This window comes from Amycolatopsis sp. NPDC039088 (assembly GCF_055598845.1).
This window is the reverse complement of record NZ_JBVKAE010000022.1, coordinates 57,289-76,830: the sequence shown is the minus strand read 5'-3', so window position 1 is coordinate 76,830 and position 19,542 is coordinate 57,289. Positions and strand designations below refer to the sequence as shown.

Below are 19,542 nucleotides of genomic sequence, written 5' to 3'. Positions count from 1 at the left end.
CGGCGAACTGCTCTCGAGGGGCCTGCCCCCACGACTTCCGAACAGCGCGACTCACCGCCACCGAACCGGCCGCGAGCAGATGACGGTGACGACGCACGCGAGGAACACAGCCCGCGACGTCGGCGGGCCGAGGGACCGGCCGTGCTTCAGTCCGCCCGGCGGTCGTCGCGCGCCTTCTTGGTGAGCGACCTGCTGACGAAGATCAGCCCGCTGGACAGGACCACGATGTCGTCGAAGTACACCGGGTCGGGCAACAAATCGAACGGGAACACCGTGTAGGCCAGGGAAACCCAATAGGCGACCTTGGTCGGCACCGGCGTGCCCGGCTGATGGACCTCACGGTGCTTGCGCACCAGCTTGACCACAAGGAACAGCGCGACCGCAACGAGGACAGCGACCACCACTACGGCCACGACGCCCAGTGTCGTCCACAGAGATTCCATGTGGTCCTCTCTCATCGCCAACCGCGATACGGATCTTGCTGTGCTGCCGCCTCCAGATTCAGGACATGAACTGAGCAAACCGGGCAGGCGACCTCCACTCCAGCGTGCCACAGGCGACCACACGAGTGGCACACCGAGGCATACTGACCGCCACTGCTCAACTGGTCAGCTGCCTCCAAGCCGACGCCGGTGTCTGACTGTCGCCTTGTGGACCGGTCGCGCGAAGCGCCCAGTGAAGATCACCGGCAGCTGGCGAAAGCACGATTTTCCTTGTCAGGGAATAGATTACTCGGATCCGTAAGGGTTCCGAAAGGTCGGAACCAACGCGTCGAGGGCTCCGTCGGATCGCCGATTCCGATCCGCACGAAAGGTGAATCCGATGACCTATCCAGGCCTGCCCGAGCAGCAGAACACCGGCGCTTCGACCGTCAAACCCGGTGTGGCCATCGGGATCCTGGTCGCGGTGATCGCACTGATCGCCTTCTGCGTCACTGGCTTCGCCGCCCCCGGATTCCTGCTCCGCAAGAGCGCCGGGATCTCGTTGCCCGTCCCCTCCTCCAGCCCCGCGACGACCTCCACTCCGACGACCAGCCCGAGCAGGACCACGGCCAGCCGCACGACCCGCCCGAGGGTCACCGTGACCGTACGCCCGGCTCCGAAGCCACCCGCGGAGGGTGTTCAGGTGGTCATGGACTTCCTCGCGAAGATCGCAGGAAGCGATAGGGCGGGGGCGATCGCGGCAGCCTGCGAAGCGCAGAAGCGGTTCATGGACGACAAGATCGACTCACTTCTCCCGCTGGGCTCCCACGTCGAGATCACCAGGGCGGGCGGAACCGCCAAGTTCGTCTTAGCCGACGTCACCGGAGTCGTCAAAGGACGGTCCGCCAGGGGCACCGTGATCGCTGATCGCACGGCGGACGGCGGATTCTGCATCACGACGTTCAGCATCCGTGAGGCGCGATAGGACTCTCGGTGGACACCGACGTGATCGCGCTCCGGACCTTCGGCGAGGTTCAGGATCCGTCCGGGATCCTGGCGTCCCAGGCCGCGCGGCCAATGTCCCCGCCGCGCGTACAACTCGGATGCTGGTATTTACGATGCCTTCGAGTCGCCCCTTGAACTCTCCCTCGTACCGTCGGGAACCTCATCTGCTCTCCCCCAACGACCTCGTTCGCTGCGGCGACAGGATGCGGTCGACGGGACCACCCGTTCCTGAACCTACGCCGTCACCAAGGATTTTCGGCGTACTCCCGAAGCGCGGCCGAGATCTGCCGCCGGGTGCCGGGGTCCGCGGGTGGCTCGAAGCGGACGACCGGCAAACCGTACTGCCAGGCGGGCGTCATCGTCGCGCCGGGAAGGTCGCGAAGCCTGTCGAAGGGGATCCAGGCCCAGTCGTCCTGCTGGGGGTCCAGGTTTTCGAAGCCGACGTACTCGACGAACGGAAGGTACTGGGTCGGGCCGACCAGGGTCGTGGAGCTGTAGCTGAACGGGAGCGAGGTCTTCGTACTCTCGCCCCGTTGCGCCGCCGCGACGTCCGCTTCGACACCGTCCAGGTGCTCACGGAAATAGTCGATGAAATCGGCATACGCGACGACCCGCTGGATCACCTCGGCTTCGCGCACCGTCGGGTAAGCCGGTGAATCCGCCGGCGGCCGCCACGGGCTGAGTGCGCCGTCGACGATCGCGTAGGGCGCGGGAGACAGCCGCCGGTTTCCCGAATACCGGAAGCGGTCGATCGCGCTGCTCACCATGACCTCGAGATACTCGCCGTCGGCACCGATGATCATGATGTCGTCGTCGCAGGCGGGCAGGACGATGAGTTCACCCGGCACCCGCCGGTTCCACCGAGCAGTCCGGCGGTGGTGGCCCGCGCCCGCTCGATCGCGGTCTCCCGGTCCACACCCAGTTTCTTCAGCAGATCCGGCCGGAACTGCCACGCCGCCGCGGTGTCGCCCCGGAGCACCGCGGTCCTGATGAGGTCACCGTGCGGGTCGAGCGGGCCGGGGTCGCCGCAACTCGCCGGATCAGGGAAGGGCGAGACGAACGATTTCCGGATCACCGAGCCGAGCTATTCCCTCAGGGAACCGGTGATCGGCGTTCGACCCCAGGCGCTCGGGCGACGGTTCCCCTCGGACAATCCCGAAGACCTGCACTTGGACACGGTCGGCGATGGCCGCTGTCCTGCCAGGGTCAGGTCCGCTGAGGCGCGACGGGGCAAACCCCCGCGGCGAGCCACTTTTCCCGGAGGTCGGCGGGGATGGTCAGCGCGGTGGATTGTCCGTCGGTGAGGGTGCGGACGCTGCCGCCGAGCAGGAGATCGCCCGCCTTGTCGAGCACCACCGTGGCCATCCGGCTGTGGTCCTCCGCCCGTTCCAGGAGTCGCATGGCGCGCACTCCCGCGCCGACGGCGCGACCCCAGCCGCGTGAGCGTGGCACTTCGAGCCAGTCGGCGACGTCTTCGGTGACGACTTGGCGCACCATCGCGGCGACCACGCCGTCGAACGCGGTGCCGGGCACCATGTTTTCGTACAGGCGCAGGAGATTACGGGTCAGTTCGATGCCTTCGGCGGAGGGTCCGTAGCTTGCCTCGACGAGTCCGGCGTTCAGTTCTTGGGCCTCCCTCAGGGTTTCCGGCATCGCTTCGGCGGGAATACCGAGCATCGCGCCCGTCACCCGCCAGACGTAGTAGTAGTCTTCGGCTTCCCGGTCGGACACCGTAACTCCCATCCGGCGCATCCCGTCGATGACCTGTACCGAGAAGATCAGCAGTGCGCCCAGCATGTCCTGCTGGCACAGCGGGACGCCGTCCGACTCGACATCCCAGGCGCCGGACCGAGTGATGAAATGCCGGACGGCCGCGTGGATCAGCCGGGTCTTCTGGATCGTGGGCACGAAGCTGCCGCCGGAACCGAACGGGTCGCGGCCCATGAGGTTCAGCACGAACTGGGAGGTCTCCGACAACCGGCGCTGTGGCTGATTGAGCCGGTGGGTCAGCGACAGGACGCGGGAGGGCCGCGGTTGGGCATAGCAGTTCACCATCGCCCCGAAGGACAGCACCGAGGCGACGTGCACACCGTCGTCGACGAAGAATTCGTACGCACCCGCGACTCGCTCGAGATCCGCCCACTCCGGCGGGGTGTCGGTCTCGATCAGATACCGGCGCACCGATTCCGGCAGATCCTCCGGAATGGGTTGGTCGTTGTCCCGGAAATGCGCCAGCACCTCGTTCACCGCACCCGTTCGCTCATCGGCCACCACCTCGGCGACGACGCCGTCGGCGAGCGGATCGCCCTGGTACTTCAGGGCTTCCAGAGCCGACAACCCCGGCGGTACGAGCATTTCCGACATCGGCTCAGCTTGATCCACACCGAAATGCCCCGCTAGCGCCGTCCGGGGAAAGGTCGCACTCGATCTGATGGCGGCCGTGATCGCTGTCCGTGACACCGCGCGGCCCAGCAGCGGCGAGCCGTGACGTACTCCTGGTCCCCCGATACCGGGTGGCCGAGCAGGATCATGCCGGGGCATCTTCTTGCGGTAGGCGATTCAGCAGCTGAAGATCCCCGCCCGGAGCGACCCAACCGCTGAAGGCGGTGTACTCGACGTTGTCGGTCTTTCACCGACCTACCCAGCACGGCTCAATCCACCAGTGTCCGTCCTGGGTACGTCGGTGCGGTGATCACGACGTGAGGTGCCTGTCCGGGATCCATGAGCCATGGATTCCGCTGGGCACGCGCCGGGGCAGCTCGACCGTGGCGGTGGTGCTCAGGTCGTGTGCGTCGAGGACGAGTAGCTGGGATGCGTTGGCAGGCAGGTCGCTGACGATCGTCAGCAGGTAGCCGTCATCCTCGCCGGTGGCGCCCGCGGCGGGGACGAAGACGGCTTCACCGGCATGCCGTCCGGGCCCCGGCCGGTGCAGACGCCGCTCGCCGGTGGCCGTGTTCAGTTTGACGATGGCGAACTCGTCGAGCCCCGCTCCCGGGAAGGCGACCGAATAGCTGATCGCGGAGGGCAGGCCGGTGCGGTCGTCGTTGATGCTGGGGAAGTCCGTCACCAGGTCGTCGAGTTCCTGTTCGGTCGCGGTCCCGGTCGCCGGATCCAGCAGCCACCGGGTCGCGATCGCCCCGCTGACCGGGGCGGCCGGGTAGCCGGGCGCGCCGATCCACCACTTCCACGAGGTCGCCCACGACGCCTGGTCATAGGCGGGCCCTTCGAGGACGATCTTGCCGTCCGGCGTGTCGTAGGCGTTGGTGACGTGCAGGAGGGCACGCTGGCTGACCGGGATCCAGGTCACGTGCGGCGCACCGACGCGGTCGAGGACACCGATGCGGGCCGGGTAGTCGTCATGCCAGCGGTAGGGAATGCCCGAGGTCTCGCCGGAGTCGAAAACGACTGGCAGGTCGAGGAACACGGCTTTGGTCGCGGTGATGGCGAAGTCGTGCATCAGGCTCGGGCCGCTGCCGTCGACCACCTGGCTGCGAATGAGGTGTCCCTCGGGCGAGGCGACGTAGTAGGTCAGGTGCGGCGGAAACGGCGAATAGCCGAAGAAGTGCAACTCCCCCGTCGCCGGGTCCTGCTTCGGGTGCGCGGTCATCGCCGAGGTGAGCTTGCCGTGGAAGTCGAACGGGCCGACAGTGTCGAGTTCGGGCGTGACCTCGTAGGGCAGGTTGGCCTCTTGGAGCGCGAGGAGCCGGCCGCCGTGCTCGATGATGTGGGTGCCCGCGACGCTGGCGGTGAGATCGACGCTGCCGTCTTCGCGCACGAGCGGTGCACCGTCGAGAGCCGGCGTTTTGACCCAGCGGTTGCGGTACCACTGGGCGCGCCCGTTCACCAGGCGGACGCCGTGCAGCATGCCGGAACCCTTGAACCAGTGGCTGGGGGTGATGCCGGGCTTCGGGTTATGGCCGTTGCGGACGTATTCGCCGTGCAGTTCCGGCGGCAGTGCGCCGGTGACCGGCAGATCGACCGCGGTGGTCTCGTCCGGAACAGGGGTGTAGTGCCCGGTCAGGTAGGGCTTGGTCGTCATGATGATCTCCTTTTCCTGCAGCGGTTTCAGTGCTTGCGAAGGGCGGGTGCCCACGACAGCAGCAACGCCAGGCCGGCGAGTCCGGCCGCGGCGGCGAAGGCGGTGGCGAAGTGCGGAACGGGGCCGGTGCCGGCCGCGACGGCGACCAGTGTCGCCAGGCCGAGCGCACCGCCCATCTGGCGCGTGGTGTTGACCAGGCCGCTGACGAGCCCGGCTTCCCCCGGAGCGGAATCGGCTACCGCGAGGGTGGTGACGTATACGAGACTGACCCCGATTCCCGCGCCGATCACCAGGAACGGCCCCACCAACGCGGCATAGCCCGGGCCTGGTCCCAGTGCCAGCCACGCGAGCCCGGCGGTCAAGGACACGAGACCGCCGGCGAGCGCGGCACGGGAGCCCACGACAGCGGCGATCCTCGGCGCCAGCAGCCCGCCGGCGGTGATCGTCGCCGCGATCGGCACCTGGGTGACGCTGGTCTCGACCGGGCTCATTCCCAGCACGACCTGCTGGTACTGAGGCAGGAAATAGAACATGCCGACACTGACGCCGCCGAGCAGTGTCATGATCGCGTTGGCCGTGACCAGCGGAGCACGGGTGAACACCCGCGGCGGCACGAGCGGCCGGGCGACGCGCCGCTCGATCGCGAGGAAAGCGGCCAACGCGACCACGCCGAGGACGAGCGCGCCGAGGGTGACGCCGGCCGTCCAGCCGGTATGCGCACCGCTGACCAGACCGAAGGCGATGCTCGCCATGGCGAGCGTGACGGTGGCCGCGCCACCGAGGTCGAACATGCCGCCCGCGGCCGGGAACGGCCGCACCGTCCACAGCACCACCGCGGCGACCAGCAGTCCCATCGGTGCGTTGATCAGGAAGATCCACGGCCAGCCCAGGGTCTGGCTCAGCACGCCGCCGAGCAGCACACCCGCGATGCCGCCCGCACCGGACACCCCGCCCCAGATGCCCATCGCCCTGGCGCGCCCGGCGCCGTCGGGAAACAAGGACATCACGATGGACAGCGCCGCCGGTGCCATGACCGCCCCGCCGGCACCCTGCGCCAACCGCGCGCCGATCAGGACCGGCCCGGTCGGAGCGAGCGCACAGGCGGCCGACGCCGCCACGAACACGGCGAGACCCGCGACGAACACCCCGCGGCGACGGAACACGTCGGCGAGCCGACCGCCCAGCAACAGCAAACCGCCGAACGCGACCAGGTAGCCGTCCACCACCCAGGAAAGCTCCGCGGGACCGAGGCCGAGACCGGCGCGGATGGACGGCAGCGCGACGTTCACGATCGACGAATCCAGCACGACCATGAACTGCGCCGCGGCCAGCGCGGCGAGCGCGATCCCCTGGTGGCCCGTGTGCCGGTGCTTCGAGACGAGCGTCCCGGCAAACGTGTGTGACTGATCAATCACTTTCTTCTCCTGAAAAAGGGCCCGCGGACGGGCCGGATCGAGGTCGGCCGCGGCTATCCGGTCGCGTCCGAGTAGTGCAGGAGCCCTTCGGTGAGCTGGAGTGCCCAGTCGGCGGCCGAGTCCTCGACCGCGAGAGCGGCCACCAGGTGGCACAGCTGTCCGCGGGCGAAAAACGCCTGGACGTCGGGTTGTGCGGCCCGTGAACGACCGGCCACGTAGTCGACGAGACGGGCCTGGTTGCCGCGCAGGGCGTCCCGGATCGCCGGCTCGTCGCTGGCGGCCAGCGCGTGAACCTGGAGCATGATCAGCTTGCGGTCCCTGATCAGCGCGGCGTAAGCGTCGGCCATCGTGGCGAGCACGCGTCCGGGACTGGCGGCGGGCAGCTGATCGACGGCGGCTTGCAGCGTGTCGAGGATCCGGTCGAAGCACGCGCTCATCGCGGCGACGAACAGGTCCTGTTTCGTCGGGAACAGGCGGAACACATAGGCAGGCGAGATCTCGGCGGCCGCCGCCACCTCGGCCACCGGCGTGCCGCGGTAACCGGTCTTCGCGAACACCTCGACCGCCGCGGCGATGACACTCGCGCGCCGCTGCTCCGACTTCGACAACGTCTTACTCATGTTAGTGATTGAACACTCACACCATTTGGCCGTCAAGTGCCTTGTCGGCCTTGCCGCGGTCCACGACCTGCGTGGTCATCACTTTCAGGTCTATGAGGTCTTTCAGGGCACGCCATCAACCTGGAGGACCGTGCGGGTCGGACAAAAGTCTGCTGACGCGCCGGAGAACGTCCAGCTGCGCGCTGTTGTAGAGCTCCCTCAGTGCCTTGCCGACGGCCTGCTCGATGTAGCGCACACTGTGCCGGGTGCCGGCGTTCGTGATCTTCACTTCAGGATGCTTCGCGTTCAGCGTGCGTACGTAGGGGACCATGTCCCGGGCCATCGCGGCGCGGGTCTGCTCGTCGGCGTCCGCGGAAAGCGTGTCGAATCGTCCGGCTGCCGGGTCGGTGACGGGCTCACGCAGCATGTCCGCCCAGGCCCGCATGGTCCCCGCTCCGAGGACCCGGGTCAGCACGACGATCAACGAGCGGTCGGCGTGTGACATCCTCGCCACGACATCGGGGGCCGCGAAGCCGGGCGGCAGTTCGGCCGGCGTCGGCTGCCGCAGGATGACGTCGAGTTCGGCGCGAGCGCGTTGGAGACGTTCGATGGTGGCCGCGAGTTCGGTGTCGAGGGTCCCCGTCGGAAACTGACCTCGGCGCTACGCCGACGTCCTGCCTGCCCGGTTCAGTCCTCCGCGTCGCGGACCGCGAGAGCTATCTGCACCCGGTTCTTGACCTCCAGCTTGGCGAAGAGGTTGCCGGTGTGCGCTTTCACCGTCGCGACGCTGATGTGCAGTCGTTCGGCGATCTCCGGATTACCCAGCCCGTCGGCGATGGCCCGCGCGGTTTCCAGTTCGCGTTCGGTCAGAGTGGACAGTTTCGCGCGCGCGGACTCACGGGTCTCCCGGCGAGTGCCGGAGGACCGTGGCCCGGTGGCGGCGGCGATCACCCGTGCCGTGGCCGCCGGGGACAGCACAGGATTGCCTTCGGCGACCACGCGCACCGCGTCGACGATGCGTGCCGGCGGGGTGTCCTTGAGTACGAAGCCGAGCGCCCCGGCTTCCAGGGCGCCGAGCACCAGGTCGTCGGAGTCGAAGGTGGTCAGCATGAGCACGTTCGGCGGTGACGGGCGAGCGAGCAGTTCCCTGGTGGCGCTGAGCCCGTCGCGGCCGGGCATGCGTACGTCCATCAGCACCACGTCCGGCCGCTGCTGTCCCACCACGGCGAGCGCGGCGTCCCCGTCGGACGCTTCCGCGACCACGGTCAGGTCCGGCTCACCGTCGAGGACCAGCCGCAGGGCCATCCGCACCAACTGGTCGTCGTCGACGATGACCACCCGCGTCGGCTCGCGCTCACTGTCCACTCACCCTCCCCCTGCCGTGATTCCGGTTCGGCCAGGGTAATCGGCGGTACTCAGGTTCCGGCACCGCTGTCGAGGAGCCAGTGGTAGCGCATGCGCATCGCGCGTTCGATCAGCCCGATCACGGCTCCGACGCCGAGTGTCAGGTTGAGCCACACCGGCAGCCGCAACGGCGACTCGAACGTGCCCAGTGTGGCGGCGATCGGCGGGATCCGGGAGAGCGGTTCCGCGATCTGCAGCAGGTTCAATCCGACGCCGATGAGCAGCATCAGGATCGAGACGGCGCTGATGAGCCCGCTGGCGGCGGGATGCTCGCGTGCGAAACGCATGCGTCGTCCCTCGGCGGATCGCGGGTCGGGCACGAGACGCTGCACCGTGCCGTCGTCGCCGACGAAATGGCAGCGGCGCATGCCTCCCCTGCTCTTGCTGACCTCGATGTGGCCGCCCGCGACCGGAAAGCGCGCCGGCAGCTTCGACTCCAGCCGGAGACGGCCGTCGAGGTAGAGCCCGGCCCGCACCACGCCCGACTGGAGGTCCCCGCCGTGCTTGACCTCGACTGTGTGCACGACCGGACGTCCGTGGACCCCGAGGGTGATCGACAACACCGAGCGCCGCACCATCTGCCACCAGCGGAAGGGCTTGAGCGCCCGTCCGTCGCCCGGCTTCGCACGCTTGGCCAGCCTGCGTTCGTTCCACCTCGTGCTCATGACTTCTGCCCCTCTCCGCGGTCGGCCACGATGGGTGTGCGCGGGGGGCCGGTCCTGCGGGTCATCCACCAGACGATGGCGGTGATGACGGCCAGCGCCGCGCTGGGGACGAGGTTCGCCCACGAACCGACCACCTCCGACCGGGCCGCGAGCTGGGCGCCCACGTCGATGTGCAGGGTCGTGCCGAGCACGAGGAACGTCACGTTGTAAACGCCGTGCAGGACGACCGCGACTTCCAGTCCGCCCGTGCGCCAGGTGACGATCGCCGTCGACGAGAACAGCACGAGGAAGGAGGCGAACAGGAACGGGTCGAGCGTTCCGTGCGCGAGCGAGAACAGCACGGTGGTCACGACGATGCCGAGGACCGCGCCGGACCGGGCCCCGCGGGTCCAGCTCCCGAGCACACGGAACATCAGGCCCCGGAACCCGTACTCCTCCCCCGCCGCGCCGAGCGGGGTGAGCAGCATTCCGATGACGAAGAACCAGACCAGATCGGCGGTCGTCCACGGAGCGGGGTCACTGACGCCCAGCGACCCCATCGCGATCACGGCCAGGAGGGGCGGGCCGAACACCAGCAGCGCGCGGCCGAGGACGCCGAACCGGAACCGCCTCGCCACCGAGTGCAGCGACTTCGCGGGCACGCCGTAGAGGACACGCTGGATCAGCATGCTGTACGGGATCAACGCGGTGAGCGCCAGAGCACCCGCTGCCTGCCGTAGCGGCGTCGAGGGCCCGGAACGGGCGAACAGGGCGGCGTCGATGGTCTCCGAGAGACGTTGGAACAGGACCGCGAATCCGACGAACCCGGCCACCAGCAGCACGATCGCGACAATTCCGCGCAGGATACGTCGCTTCTCGGTCGCGTAGACGCGGTGATACTCAACGCCCGCCGGCACCGAGGGCGTCCACACGGGACGGTCACCTCGCAAGAGCCAGGGGTCGCGGTCGGTAGCCGTCATTGTCCACTCCTCGTCGACTATCACACTGTACTAGTTACTTTCCGTACTCTAGCACTCTGTGCTAACAAGGGCGGGAGCCACCGCTGAATGGAGCGAACCGACCAATGCCACACACCACGCGAGACAAGATCCTGATCGCCGCGGCGACCATGCTCGGCGAGGATCCGACGGCCAGGCTGAGCGTGCGCGCGGTCGCCGCACGCGCAGGCGTGAGCACCGGGTCGCTACGGCACTTCTTCCCGACGCAACGGGAACTGCTCGACACCGTGGTCGCCGGCATCTACGACATCGACCTGCCCGACGACCCGATGCAGGACACCACGCGCACTCCTGCCGAACGGCTCGTGGCGTGCCTGCGGCTGCTGCTGTCACAGGTGGGGACGGGCGATCAGGCGCGCGAACACTGGCGCGCGCAACACGACGCCTACGTGGCGTCTCCCCCGTCCGAAGGCGCCACCTATGCTTTCCTGGCCCTCGAACGACTTGCCGTGCACCGCATGGGAAAGTGGTTGGCCGTCCTTCACGACGAAGGCGCGCTCGCCCCCGGCGTGCTCGAACACCAAGCGCGTTTCCTTCTGACCGTCGTCACCGGCCTGCTGACCGAACGTGCTCTTCCCGGCGACCAGGCACGGCTCGAACTGGAGGCGCACACGCTCGCGACCGCCGCCTCGGCCGTGCTCCAGCCGCCGTCGGGCCCCGTCTGACGCGGACCTCTACTTGCGCGAAGGCGGCCCCGGTGCCCGGACGCGCCCGTCGCAGCGACCGCCGCGAGCCGAGATACAGGGTGCGCGCGCTGACCAGCGCCGCCACCACGAGCGCGCCGAGCATCGGCGTGACCGAAACCGCGAGGGCGTTCATCACCTGGGGCATTACCGGTTCACCGGAAACCCAGGAAACGCCGGCGTCACCCCGTGGCAGGCCGCCCAGCCAGCGCGCGAAATGCGCGAACGGTCCCTCGTCCAATCCCAGCTGTTCCCGCACGGCGGCCAGCTGCGCGGGAGTGGGGTCCTGATCGGCCGAGCGGGCGCGCAGGACCGTCAGGGCGGGGTCGTTCCCGGACAGCCAGGGAAGCAGGGCGACGGCCGCCAGCAGGACGGCACCGCAGGCGACGCGACCGGCGCCCGCTCGTCACCGGACCGGCCCCATGGCTGAACCGGCCGACGCGGCAGTACTCAACCGCCGCTACTTCAGGTGGGTGTCGACGTCGATCAGGGAACGTTCGCGGGGATCGAGCGACACACCCACGACATTCGCGCCGATGCCCTGGACCACCTTCTCGTGGACCAGCGGGACCACGGCGTCGGTCCGCAGGATCTCCGCCTCGGCCCGCATGATCTTCCGGTGCCGCAGTGTGGGGTCACCCTCTTCGGCGGCGGCCGCGATGGCCTGGTCGGCCCCGGAGTCCTTCAGGCCGGCGATGTTGTAGACGCCGGTGCTCGTGAAGTCGCTCGCGAGGTAGGCGACGGCGTCACCGGTGTCGAGGAGCGTCACCCGGGAGAACACGAGCGCGTCGTACTTGCCGGCGAGGAGGTCGGCCTCCATCTGCGGGGACAGGCCCTGCACCGGCGGTACGGCCAGAGCGACCCTCAACCGACCGACCGGCCTGCCCGGTGCCCGCGGCGGCGCCCGAGTCGCCCTCCCCCGAAGCGAAACAACCGCCGAGCAGCGGGACGAGCGCGAGGGTGGCCAAAAGACTACGGTGATTGAGATCTCAAGCAGTTCTCGCCGTCCACAGTAGACAGACCTGCGGCGCGTCCGCCGCCTAGCATGGCGCCATGCCACGAACCGATACAGGATCCCGGATGATCGCGGCCTCTCCGGCACACGTGTATGCCGCACTCGTCGATCCGGACGCGCTCGAAACCTGGTTACCACCTGATGGAATGAGCGGCAGCTTCGAGCGATTCGACGCTCGCCCTGGCGGCTCGTATCGGCTGATCCTGACCTACGCGGACGCGTCGAGCGCACCCGGCAAGGCCACCCCCGGCTCCGACGTCGTCGAAGCACGATTCGTCGACATCGTCCCCGGCGTACGCGTGGTGCAGGCGGTCGAATTCGTCTCCGACGACCCCTCATACGCCGGCACGATGATCATGACCTGGGAAGTCTCCGCGACCGACACGGGTACGCGAGTGGAGATCCGCGCCGACGACGTCCCCGACGGTATCTCCGCCGAGGATCACGCCGCCGGGCTCGCCTCCTCCTTGGCGAACCTCGCCGCATACGTCGAGAAGGACACAGAAACTTCCTAGGCTCCAGTGGAGGTCCACCCTTGCCGCCGGAGTCGTTCGAAACCGTCCAGGAGGAGATCCAGCGAGAACTCGAACTCGAACTGATCATCGCAGCCCGGGCCGACGACGGTATGTCCGTCGTGGTCCGAGCCGGACGCGATCTCCGCGATGTGCGGATACCTGGCCGACATCTCCCGGAGCGCGGCCGCCCGCGCTCGAGGATCGAGGTCGGACGAAGGGTCGAACAGTTCCTGCGTGAACCCGAGTACGCGGCTTCCGAGCGCGTGCATCACGTGATGGGTGAGGTCGGCCGACAATCCGCCCGCCCGGAACATCCCGATCGTGGAATCCAGATATGCCAACGTGATCGGCGTCGGAGTGGTGCGCGACTCGATCACCCGCGAGGCCCAGGGGTGGCGTAGCAGCGCTTGCCGCGCCGAGAGGATTCGTTGCCGGACGGCGATTTTCCAGTCGCGACCGGCATCCGGCGGGTCGATCTCGTCGACCACGACGTCGACCATGCCGTCCAGAAGTTCTTCCTTGTTGGCGACGTGCTTGTACAGCGCCATGGGCACGACGCCGAGTTCCTGCGACAGCTTGCGCATGCTGACCGCGTCGATCCCGGCGTGATCGGCCAGGTCGACCGCGGTGCGCAACACCCGATCCCGGCTCAACGGCGTTCGACGGCCGGCTTCCATCGGCTCACCCTCTCTCCGCGACAACCGCCGCCTCTCACCCCTTGACAGGTGTACAGCGTACACCTAAGGTCCGTCGCTATCAGGTGTACGCCGTACACCTCAGCAGTGAGAGAAGGCCGATATGGGCTCGATGAGGAAAACCGCGGTGACCGCAGGGGTGCTCTTCCTGATCACGGAGATCGCCGCGGTGGCCGGACTCCTGCTGTACCAACCTGTTCTCCGCGATGCGAACTACGTCGTCGGCGACGGCGACGACAGCCGGGTGCTGCTCGGCGGATTCCTCGAACTGATCCTCGTGGCCGCCGTCGTCGGCACCGCGACCACGTTGTATCCCGTCGTCAGAAGACAAAACAGCGGTATCGCCCTCGCCTACCTCTGCAGCCGCTTCATGGAAGCCGCCGTGATCGTCGTCGGCATTCTGAGCGTTCTGTCGGTCGTGACGCTGCGACAGGACCTCGCGGGAACGCCCGGCACGGACGAGGCTTCGCTGATCACCACCGCCCGGGTGTTGGTCGCCATCCACGACTGGGCTTTCCTGTTCGGCCCCAACTTCATCCTGGGAGCCAACAGCCTGCTGCTCGCTTTCCTGATGTACCGGTCCCGCCTCGTGCCGCGGTTCATCGTCGTACTGGGACTCGCCGGAGGACCGCTCATCTGCGTGTCCGCGGCCGCCGTGATGTTCGGGCTCTACGACCAGCTCTCCCCTTGGGGCTCGGCCGCCGCGCTTCCCGTGTTCGCCTGGGAAATCAGCTTGGCCGCGTACCTGATTTTCAAGGGGTTCAAGCACTCTCCCGCGAGTAACGACGCGATGCCGACGATCAGAACTTCGGGATCGCGATGATGTCGAACGTGGTCTCCGGCGTCTGCGGCGAGCTGAATCGCGCGTTCGGCAGGTAGAGCCTGCCCGCGAACGGAGCCACGGTCGTCGGGACGTCGAATCGGGGATCGGTCGCCCTTCCGACGAGCTTTCCGGTGGAACCGCTGCGATTCAGTTCGAACTTCGCGACCGTGTTCAGCCTGTTCTGCACGACGTGGAGCGCGGTGCCGCGCCGCAGCAGGCCGTCACCGTTGGTCAGTGTTTCGCCGCCGAGATCGGTGACTATCGTGGCGCCGGTCTCCGGCTCGACCTTGAGCAGCTTGCCGTCCGCGACGACGAGCAGCGATCGGCCGTCCGGGCTGGTGACGATGCCGTTGCCGAAGGCGGCGGTAGGCAACCCGGTGCCGGTCAGCGGCACGGTCACCGCCGTCTCGGGCAAGGCGCCGTGCCGTCCGAACGGCAGCTTGTAGAGCACAGGCTGCCGTGTGTCGGTGAACCAGGCCGCGTCCTCGGTCAGGATGACGTCGTTGACGAACGTCGATGTGGCTGTCGTGAGCTGGTAGCTCTTGAGCACGGCACCGGACCGCGCGTCGACGATCCTGGCCTGTCCGCTCGCCGCGCCCGCGACGAACAGCCGATCGCGCTCGTCGAGCTTCAAACCGAGCGATGCGGACCCAGGACCTGGGCCCTTGCTGAAAATCTTCCCTTCACCGGTGAGCAGGTTCACGCGGTACAGCGAGCCGTCCGCGCGTGAACCGAGAAACGCGGTGTGGCCGCCGATCTCGATACCCTCCGGCATGAATCCGTTGGGGAGCGGGATGGTCGTGGGCAGGTTGTGCGCCTGCACTGCCGGAGCGACGAACAAGGACAGTGCGAGTGCCGCGACAGCGGCGAAAACCCCGAGTCTCTTGGTCATCCCCGCAGTCTCGTGCGGATGGCCACCGTTTGGCCAGCGGCAACGGAAAATCGACAGCTCATGTTCAGGGAGCACCGCGGTCGGGTGGGGACGCCCGTCCCCCGTCATGCCGTGAAGGCCTCCTTGAGGGACTTGTCTTTGTTTACCCACTGGTGTGGAGCTTGTGCGGGTGGCCGGTGTGGCCGGGTGGGGAAGATTCCGGCCGTTGGACGGCCGGAATCTTCCCCGCTCGGTCGCCGGTCCGCAGATCGTGAGGGACACGAGCTTGATCAACGGAAGATCGGGGACGTTGAGTGTCCCGGATCTTCCGTTGATCAAGGTGTGAGACCGGGGCGACGACCACCACCCTCGTGCAAGTCAGAAGTAAGTCCGTGAAGGCCTCCTTGAGGGACTCAGAGTCCCTCAAGGAGGCCTTCACGGACAACAGGTCACTCGAGCACGAAGGTGGCCGCCTCCTTGCCTGCCGCGTCACTGATCGCCTGCACTTGAAGCGCCGAGCCGCTACTCCGGATGAACTGCCCCGGCCGGCCGGCCGGTAATACGATGGACGACGATGACAACCCCGGACCGTCCCGTATGGCGATCGCGCGCGTGGCCGGCCGCCGGTGCGGTGCTGGTCGTGGCCGCGCTCGCGCTGCTGGCCGTCGGGGCGAACGGGCCCGGCGCGGTCGTCGTGCCGATCCTCGTCGTGGCCACGGCCGTCGGAGTGACGACGTGGACGCTGGTCCGTGCTCGCCGTCGGCGCCTCGACTTCGAAGCCCGGCTCACCGCTTGGGCGGCCGAGCAGGCCGCGCATCACGAACGGCTACGGATCGCCAGGGAACTCCACGACATCGTTTCCCACGGCCTCGGCGTGATCACGCTGCGCGCCAGTGCGGCGAGACGGGTCCGAGGACACGGCCAGGAAGCGGAGCGCGACCAGGCGCTCGTCGACATCGAGCAGGCGAGCCGGGACGCGGTCACCGAACTCCGGCGCATGCTGGCCGTCCTTCGCGACCCTGACGAGCACAGCGCGCTTCTGCGGCCCGTGCGGGGGCTGTCGGATCTTCCGGCCATCGTCGAGAATGCTCGCGCACTGGGCCTCGAGCCGCGGCTGAACGTCGGCGAACTCGGCGACGTATCCCTTGGCGTGCAGGCGACTGTCTGCGAGATCGTCCGCGAAGCCGTCGCGAACGCCGCTCGGTACGCCGGGCCGACGACCGCTCACGTGGATCTACGGCGAGACGACGCCACGATCGTCGTGACCGTCGAGGACGAGGGGCCGCGAGATACCTGGTCACCCGTCCGCGGTGCCGGCCACGGCCTGCCGGGACTCCGGGAGCGGGTCGGCGTACTCGGCGGCGAACTGCGCGCGGCTCCGGCCGGGACCGGATTCCGGCTCACCGCCCGGCTTCCCGATGGAGCGCACCGGTGACGGAACCCGAACGGCCCCCGATCCGGGTCCTGCTCGCCGATGACCAACGGCTGTTGCGGCACAGCCTCGCGATCATCATCGGCGCCTCTCCGGACATGGTCGTCGTCGGACAAGCGGAGGACGGGACGCGGGCGGTGGAGCTGGCGCGGCGGCTCCACCCGGACATCGTGCTGATGGACATCCGCATGCCCGGCCAGGACGGGATCGTGGCGGCCAAGGAGATCAGCGCCTCCCCCGGCCTGGCCGGGACCAGGGTCCTCGTGCTGAGCATGTTCGAGCTGGACGAGTACGTCTACGGTGCGCTTCGCGCGGGAGCGAGCGGTTTCCTGCTGAAGGACACCGAACCCGACGAGCTCCTCGACGCCGTCCGCCGGACGCACGCGGGCGAATCGCTGTTCGCGCCCGCCATCCTCACCCGGCTGATCGAGCACTACGTCACGGCGGCGCCGCACCGGGGCCCGCGACGGCCGTCCGGGCTGACCCGGCGGGAGGTCGAGATCCTCACCTTCGTCGGCCGGGGGTTGTCTAACACCGAGATCGCCGAGACGCTGACCATCTCCATCAAAACGGTGAAGACGCATATCAGCAGACTGCTGAGCAAACTACCGGCCCGCGATCGCGCGCATCTGGTGATCGCGGCGTACGACCTGGGACTGGTGGTCCCGCGAAGCTGAGGCACGCGGTCAAGCGTCCCGCCGGTCGAACGAAGCCGCGGAAATCCCCACCGCGACGAGCACCCACCCCAGCTCGACGGTCGAACCGCCCAGCGCGCCCCGCGAACCGAGGTCGCGGCCGACGGAGTCCGGCAGATAAGTCGCGAATGTGGCTCTGCCGCTGAGAAGCGGGCCCACGATGAAGTAGTACCCGAGCAGCAGGGCCACCGCCGGGACGCTCCGCCGCAGGACCGTCGCGACGGCGGCGGCGATGACCGCGGTGAGCGCGAGATAGGCACTCGCCTCCGCCACGGTGACCCACGGTCCCCTGGCCACCATGACCCCGGCCAGCACGGTAAGGGTGGCCGAGGGCACGGCGACGATCAGGAGTGCGGCCATTTTGGCCAGATGCTGCGCGATCCGGCGTGGCATGACGACGAGGGTCACCTGGATCTGGCCGCCGCTGTACTCCGATGTCGCGGCGATGACGCCGAGAACGATGAACCCCGCCTGCGAGTAGCCGACGGGTGACAGTCCCTGTCGCGAGGAGGTGAACGCGATCGCGAGGACCACCGAAACGCCGAATGTGCCCAACAGGGTGAAATACGTCGACGGCAGGCTGAGCAGTTTGAGTGTCTCGGCCCGGATCGCCCGGACGCCCGTCATGCGTCCCTCCCGTGGAAGACGACGAAGCCCACGGTGAACAGCGCGGCGACCCAGGCCGTCATCACCAGTCCACCGGTGACCGGCGAAAGCTGGACGGGTAGATCAATTCGCCTGATGAACAGCCGGATCCCGGCCAGATCGGGAAAGAACACGGCCAGTGGCGTGAGTTTCGTGAGCAGATAGGTGACCGTGACCACCGACGTGTTCAGGATCAGCACGGTGAGCGGCAGGATCCCGTTACGGGTCAACAGGGTCAGCCCGATCGCGAGCAGCGCCGTCAGCACCCAGTAGAGGACGACCCCCGCCAGCCGCGTGACGCCGCTCGTGCCGGCTCCGCCGCCGAGCAGCGCTTCGACGATCGACAGGGTGATGGCCGAGGAGACGGTCGCCAAAGCGGCGACCGCGGTGCTCACCGCCGCCAGCTTCGCGATCAGCAACCGGTGCCGGGACGGCACGACAGTGAGGCTCGTGGTGATCTGCCGCCCGCCACCGGCGTCTTCCCCTTTCGCGGTGTATTCGCTGCTCGCCGCGACGACGCCGAGGATGATCGCGCCCACCACACCGAACGCCAGTTCCTGGAACCCGATGTCCACATTGGCGCCGCGGTGGGCCGCGACCGTCGACTTCGCGTTGAGGAACGTGAGGACGGCCGGGAGCAGGACCCCGGCCGCGACCGCCGCCCAGACCGACGGCAGGGAGATGAGCTTGCGCAGTTCGCCCCGGTAGGCCCTCATCGCACGGCCCCCTCGGTGAGCGCGAAGAAGGCGTCCTCCAGGCTCCGGTGCGCGCCGACGATCTCGGAGAGTGTTCCCTGTGCGACGATCCTGCCGCCGTGGATGATCACGACGTCGTCGACCGTCTCGGACAGTTCTCCCACGAAATGGCTCGACAGCAGGACGGTGCGCCCGGCCGCTGCCCGCTCGCGGAGGAAGCCGCGGATCCAGCGGATGCCCGCCGGATCGAGGCCGTTGACCGGTTCGTCGAGCACGAACGCCTCGGGATCGCCGAGCAGCGCCGCGGCCAGTGCCAGCCGCCGCCCCATCCCCAGCGAGTAGCCGCGCACGCGTTTGCCCGCGGCGTCGGACAGCCCGACCTCCGCCAGCACCTCGTCCACCCGGCCGCGCGGGACACCACCCGCCGCGGCGACCCACTTCAGATGCGCCCGGCCGGTGCGCGCGTGATGCGCCCCCGAGCCGTCGAGGACGGCGCCGACCTTGCGCAGCGGATCCCGCAGCCTGGCGAACGGAACGCCGTCGACCAGCGCGGTTCCCGAGGTGGGCCGGTCGAGTCCGAGCAGGATCCGCAGCGTCGACGACTTCCCGGCACCGTTGGGACCGAGGAAGCCGGTCACCCGGCCGGGGCGTACTTCGAAACTGACGTCGGACAGGATCGTCGCCGATCCCCGTCGTTTGGTGAGCCGGTCGAACTTGAGCATCAGGTCTTCTTCCCGTCGAGCATGATCGTGATGCCCGCCAGTCAATTCCGGCGGGGCACCCGCTCGCGTCGGGCCAGGGACTGATCATGACCGCGGGGCTAGGCCCTGGGTCTTACGGCGACCTCCCACTACGCGCCTGCCCAAGACACCAGGTCAAGACGTAGCATGGTAATCAGGCAGCAGGCATGGCACTGTTGGCGGCAC

The 19,542-nt window shown here is 68.3% G+C and carries 24 protein-coding genes; 7 read left to right on the top strand and 17 right to left on the bottom strand.

Annotation, left to right across the window (positions count from 1 at the left end; all coding sequences use genetic code 11):
- Positions 1 to 146: 146 nt before the first annotated feature.
- Positions 147 to 443: a YkvA family protein gene (locus ACZ7KI_RS26385; protein WP_470275756.1), complete on the bottom strand. Its 297-nt coding sequence runs from the start codon at positions 441 to 443 to the stop codon at positions 147 to 149.
- Positions 444 to 822: 379 nt separating this feature from the next.
- Here ACZ7KI_RS26385 and ACZ7KI_RS26380 point away from each other — a divergent pair, with 379 nt between their 5' ends.
- A complete protein-coding gene (locus ACZ7KI_RS26380; RefSeq protein WP_470275755.1) occupies positions 823 to 1,407 on the top strand; it encodes a hypothetical protein in 585 nt (194 codons plus the stop codon).
- Positions 1,408 to 1,669: 262 nt separating this feature from the next.
- Here ACZ7KI_RS26380 and ACZ7KI_RS26375 read toward each other — a convergent pair whose 3' ends face one another.
- The 10 genes from ACZ7KI_RS26375 to ACZ7KI_RS26330 all read right to left on the bottom strand — a co-directional run bounded on the left by ACZ7KI_RS26375 (position 1,670) and on the right by ACZ7KI_RS26330 (position 10,508).
- Positions 1,670 to 2,275 carry a hypothetical protein gene (locus ACZ7KI_RS26375; protein WP_470275754.1) on the bottom strand — a complete coding sequence of 202 codons (606 nt, stop codon included), beginning with the start codon at positions 2,273 to 2,275 and terminating at the stop codon, positions 1,670 to 1,672.
- A complete protein-coding gene (locus tag ACZ7KI_RS26370; RefSeq protein ID WP_470275753.1) occupies positions 2,227 to 2,502 on the bottom strand; it encodes a hypothetical protein in 276 nt (91 codons plus the stop codon). The genes ACZ7KI_RS26375 and ACZ7KI_RS26370 overlap by 49 nt, the downstream gene beginning before the upstream one ends.
- A 131-nt stretch (positions 2,503 to 2,633) precedes the next feature.
- Entirely contained in the window at positions 2,634 to 3,791 is a 1,158-nt protein-coding gene (locus ACZ7KI_RS26365) for an oxygenase MpaB family protein (protein WP_470275752.1), read from the bottom strand.
- 328 nt (positions 3,792 to 4,119) lie between these two features.
- Positions 4,120 to 5,466, bottom strand: a complete 1,347-nt coding sequence (locus ACZ7KI_RS26360) for a carotenoid oxygenase family protein (RefSeq protein WP_470275751.1) — start codon at positions 5,464 to 5,466, stop codon at positions 4,120 to 4,122.
- Positions 5,467 to 5,492: 26 nt separating this feature from the next.
- Positions 5,493 to 6,881: an MFS transporter gene (locus ACZ7KI_RS26355; protein WP_470275750.1), complete on the bottom strand. Its 1,389-nt coding sequence runs from the start codon at positions 6,879 to 6,881 to the stop codon at positions 5,493 to 5,495.
- 53 nt (positions 6,882 to 6,934) lie between these two features.
- Positions 6,935 to 7,501 carry a TetR/AcrR family transcriptional regulator gene (locus ACZ7KI_RS26350; RefSeq protein WP_470275749.1) on the bottom strand — a complete coding sequence of 189 codons (567 nt, stop codon included), beginning with the start codon at positions 7,499 to 7,501 and terminating at the stop codon, positions 6,935 to 6,937.
- A gap of 115 nt (positions 7,502 to 7,616) precedes the next feature.
- Positions 7,617 to 7,985 carry a hypothetical protein gene (locus ACZ7KI_RS26345; RefSeq protein ID WP_470275748.1) on the bottom strand — a complete coding sequence of 123 codons (369 nt, stop codon included), beginning with the start codon at positions 7,983 to 7,985 and terminating at the stop codon, positions 7,617 to 7,619.
- Positions 7,986 to 8,167: 182 nt separating this feature from the next.
- Entirely contained in the window at positions 8,168 to 8,845 is a 678-nt protein-coding gene (locus tag ACZ7KI_RS26340) for a response regulator transcription factor (protein WP_470275747.1), read from the bottom strand.
- 50 nt (positions 8,846 to 8,895) lie between these two features.
- Positions 8,896 to 9,549, bottom strand: coding sequence for a hypothetical protein (locus ACZ7KI_RS26335; RefSeq protein ID WP_470275746.1), 654 nt, complete (start codon positions 9,547 to 9,549; stop codon positions 8,896 to 8,898).
- On the bottom strand, positions 9,546 to 10,508 hold the full coding sequence (locus ACZ7KI_RS26330) for a lysostaphin resistance A-like protein (protein WP_470275745.1): 963 nt from the start codon (positions 10,506 to 10,508) through the stop codon (positions 9,546 to 9,548). The genes ACZ7KI_RS26335 and ACZ7KI_RS26330 overlap by 4 nt, the downstream gene beginning before the upstream one ends.
- Positions 10,509 to 10,612: 104 nt before the next feature.
- On the opposite strand from ACZ7KI_RS26330, the gene ACZ7KI_RS26325 reads away from it, so the two are divergent.
- Positions 10,613 to 11,212: a TetR/AcrR family transcriptional regulator gene (locus tag ACZ7KI_RS26325; RefSeq protein ID WP_470275744.1), complete on the top strand. Its 600-nt coding sequence runs from the start codon at positions 10,613 to 10,615 to the stop codon at positions 11,210 to 11,212.
- A 235-nt stretch (positions 11,213 to 11,447) separates the two neighbouring features.
- A complete protein-coding gene (locus ACZ7KI_RS26320) occupies positions 11,448 to 11,660 on the top strand; it encodes a hypothetical protein (RefSeq protein WP_470275743.1) in 213 nt (70 codons plus the stop codon).
- A gap of 30 nt (positions 11,661 to 11,690) precedes the next feature.
- Here ACZ7KI_RS26320 and ACZ7KI_RS26315 read toward each other — a convergent pair whose 3' ends face one another.
- Complete coding sequence (locus ACZ7KI_RS26315; RefSeq protein ID WP_470275742.1) at positions 11,691 to 12,098, bottom strand: hypothetical protein; 408 nt, start codon at positions 12,096 to 12,098, stop codon at positions 11,691 to 11,693.
- Positions 12,099 to 12,283: 185 nt separating this feature from the next.
- Here ACZ7KI_RS26315 and ACZ7KI_RS26310 point away from each other — a divergent pair, with 185 nt between their 5' ends.
- Positions 12,284 to 12,760, top strand: coding sequence for an SRPBCC family protein (locus tag ACZ7KI_RS26310; RefSeq protein ID WP_470275741.1), 477 nt, complete (start codon positions 12,284 to 12,286; stop codon positions 12,758 to 12,760).
- Here ACZ7KI_RS26310 and ACZ7KI_RS26305 read toward each other — a convergent pair.
- Entirely contained in the window at positions 12,757 to 13,437 is a 681-nt protein-coding gene (locus ACZ7KI_RS26305) for a TetR/AcrR family transcriptional regulator (protein WP_470275740.1), read from the bottom strand. The genes ACZ7KI_RS26310 and ACZ7KI_RS26305 overlap by 4 nt on opposite strands.
- Before the next feature lie 145 nt (positions 13,438 to 13,582).
- Here ACZ7KI_RS26305 and ACZ7KI_RS26300 point away from each other — a divergent pair, with 145 nt between their 5' ends.
- The gene (locus ACZ7KI_RS26300) at positions 13,583 to 14,278 is read left to right on the top strand and encodes a DUF4386 domain-containing protein (RefSeq protein WP_470275739.1); all 696 of its coding nucleotides are present in this window, start codon (positions 13,583 to 13,585) and stop codon (positions 14,276 to 14,278) included.
- Here the strand turns inward: ACZ7KI_RS26300 and ACZ7KI_RS26295 are convergent.
- Complete coding sequence (locus ACZ7KI_RS26295; protein ID WP_470275738.1) at positions 14,256 to 15,170, bottom strand: SMP-30/gluconolactonase/LRE family protein; 915 nt, start codon at positions 15,168 to 15,170, stop codon at positions 14,256 to 14,258. The two genes, ACZ7KI_RS26300 and ACZ7KI_RS26295, sit on opposite strands and share 23 nt — an antisense overlap.
- Positions 15,171 to 15,723: 553 nt before the next feature.
- Here ACZ7KI_RS26295 and ACZ7KI_RS26290 point away from each other — a divergent pair.
- Both ACZ7KI_RS26290 and ACZ7KI_RS26285 read left to right on the top strand, forming a co-directional pair.
- Entirely contained in the window at positions 15,724 to 16,584 is an 861-nt protein-coding gene (locus ACZ7KI_RS26290) for a sensor histidine kinase (RefSeq protein ID WP_470275737.1), read from the top strand.
- Entirely contained in the window at positions 16,581 to 17,258 is a 678-nt protein-coding gene (locus ACZ7KI_RS26285) for a response regulator (protein WP_470275736.1), read from the top strand. The genes ACZ7KI_RS26290 and ACZ7KI_RS26285 overlap by 4 nt, the downstream gene beginning before the upstream one ends.
- Positions 17,259 to 17,267: 9 nt before the next feature.
- On the opposite strand, the gene ACZ7KI_RS26280 is transcribed toward ACZ7KI_RS26285, so the two are convergent.
- From ACZ7KI_RS26280 to ACZ7KI_RS26270, 3 genes are read right to left on the bottom strand one after another with little or no spacing between them, the layout of a single operon-like run.
- Complete coding sequence (locus tag ACZ7KI_RS26280) at positions 17,268 to 17,903, bottom strand: hypothetical protein (protein ID WP_470275735.1); 636 nt, start codon at positions 17,901 to 17,903, stop codon at positions 17,268 to 17,270.
- Complete coding sequence (locus tag ACZ7KI_RS26275; RefSeq protein ID WP_470275734.1) at positions 17,900 to 18,637, bottom strand: ABC transporter permease; 738 nt, start codon at positions 18,635 to 18,637, stop codon at positions 17,900 to 17,902. The genes ACZ7KI_RS26280 and ACZ7KI_RS26275 overlap by 4 nt, the downstream gene beginning before the upstream one ends.
- Positions 18,634 to 19,338: an ABC transporter ATP-binding protein gene (locus tag ACZ7KI_RS26270; RefSeq protein WP_470275733.1), complete on the bottom strand. Its 705-nt coding sequence runs from the start codon at positions 19,336 to 19,338 to the stop codon at positions 18,634 to 18,636. Before ACZ7KI_RS26270 ends, ACZ7KI_RS26275 begins: the two co-directional genes overlap by 4 nt.
- Positions 19,339 to 19,542 lie beyond the last annotated feature (204 nt).

Coding starts and splice junctions, on each gene's coding strand:
- ACZ7KI_RS26385 (WP_470275756.1), bottom strand. CDS start 443: ATGGAATCTCTGTGGACGACACTGGGCGTCGTGGCCGTAGTGGTGGTC.
- ACZ7KI_RS26380 (WP_470275755.1), top strand. CDS start 823: ATGACCTATCCAGGCCTGCCCGAGCAGCAGAACACCGGCGCTTCGACC.
- ACZ7KI_RS26365 (WP_470275752.1), bottom strand. CDS start 3,791: ATGTCGGAAATGCTCGTACCGCCGGGGTTGTCGGCTCTGGAAGCCCTG.
- ACZ7KI_RS26360 (WP_470275751.1), bottom strand. CDS start 5,466: ATGACGACCAAGCCCTACCTGACCGGGCACTACACCCCTGTTCCGGAC.
- ACZ7KI_RS26350 (WP_470275749.1), bottom strand. CDS start 7,501: ATGAGTAAGACGTTGTCGAAGTCGGAGCAGCGGCGCGCGAGTGTCATC.
- ACZ7KI_RS26345 (WP_470275748.1), bottom strand. CDS start 7,985: ATGTCACACGCCGACCGCTCGTTGATCGTCGTGCTGACCCGGGTCCTC.
- ACZ7KI_RS26335 (WP_470275746.1), bottom strand. CDS start 9,549: ATGAGCACGAGGTGGAACGAACGCAGGCTGGCCAAGCGTGCGAAGCCG.
- ACZ7KI_RS26330 (WP_470275745.1), bottom strand. CDS start 10,508: ATGACGGCTACCGACCGCGACCCCTGGCTCTTGCGAGGTGACCGTCCC.
- ACZ7KI_RS26325 (WP_470275744.1), top strand. CDS start 10,613: ATGCCACACACCACGCGAGACAAGATCCTGATCGCCGCGGCGACCATG.
- ACZ7KI_RS26320 (WP_470275743.1), top strand. CDS start 11,448: ATGCGCGAACGGTCCCTCGTCCAATCCCAGCTGTTCCCGCACGGCGGC.
- ACZ7KI_RS26310 (WP_470275741.1), top strand. CDS start 12,284: ATGCCACGAACCGATACAGGATCCCGGATGATCGCGGCCTCTCCGGCA.
- ACZ7KI_RS26305 (WP_470275740.1), bottom strand. CDS start 13,437: ATGGAAGCCGGCCGTCGAACGCCGTTGAGCCGGGATCGGGTGTTGCGC.
- ACZ7KI_RS26295 (WP_470275738.1), bottom strand. CDS start 15,170: ATGACCAAGAGACTCGGGGTTTTCGCCGCTGTCGCGGCACTCGCACTG.
- ACZ7KI_RS26290 (WP_470275737.1), top strand. CDS start 15,724: ATGACAACCCCGGACCGTCCCGTATGGCGATCGCGCGCGTGGCCGGCC.
- ACZ7KI_RS26280 (WP_470275735.1), bottom strand. CDS start 17,903: ATGACGGGCGTCCGGGCGATCCGGGCCGAGACACTCAAACTGCTCAGC.
- ACZ7KI_RS26275 (WP_470275734.1), bottom strand. CDS start 18,637: ATGAGGGCCTACCGGGGCGAACTGCGCAAGCTCATCTCCCTGCCGTCG.
- ACZ7KI_RS26270 (WP_470275733.1), bottom strand. CDS start 19,338: ATGCTCAAGTTCGACCGGCTCACCAAACGACGGGGATCGGCGACGATC.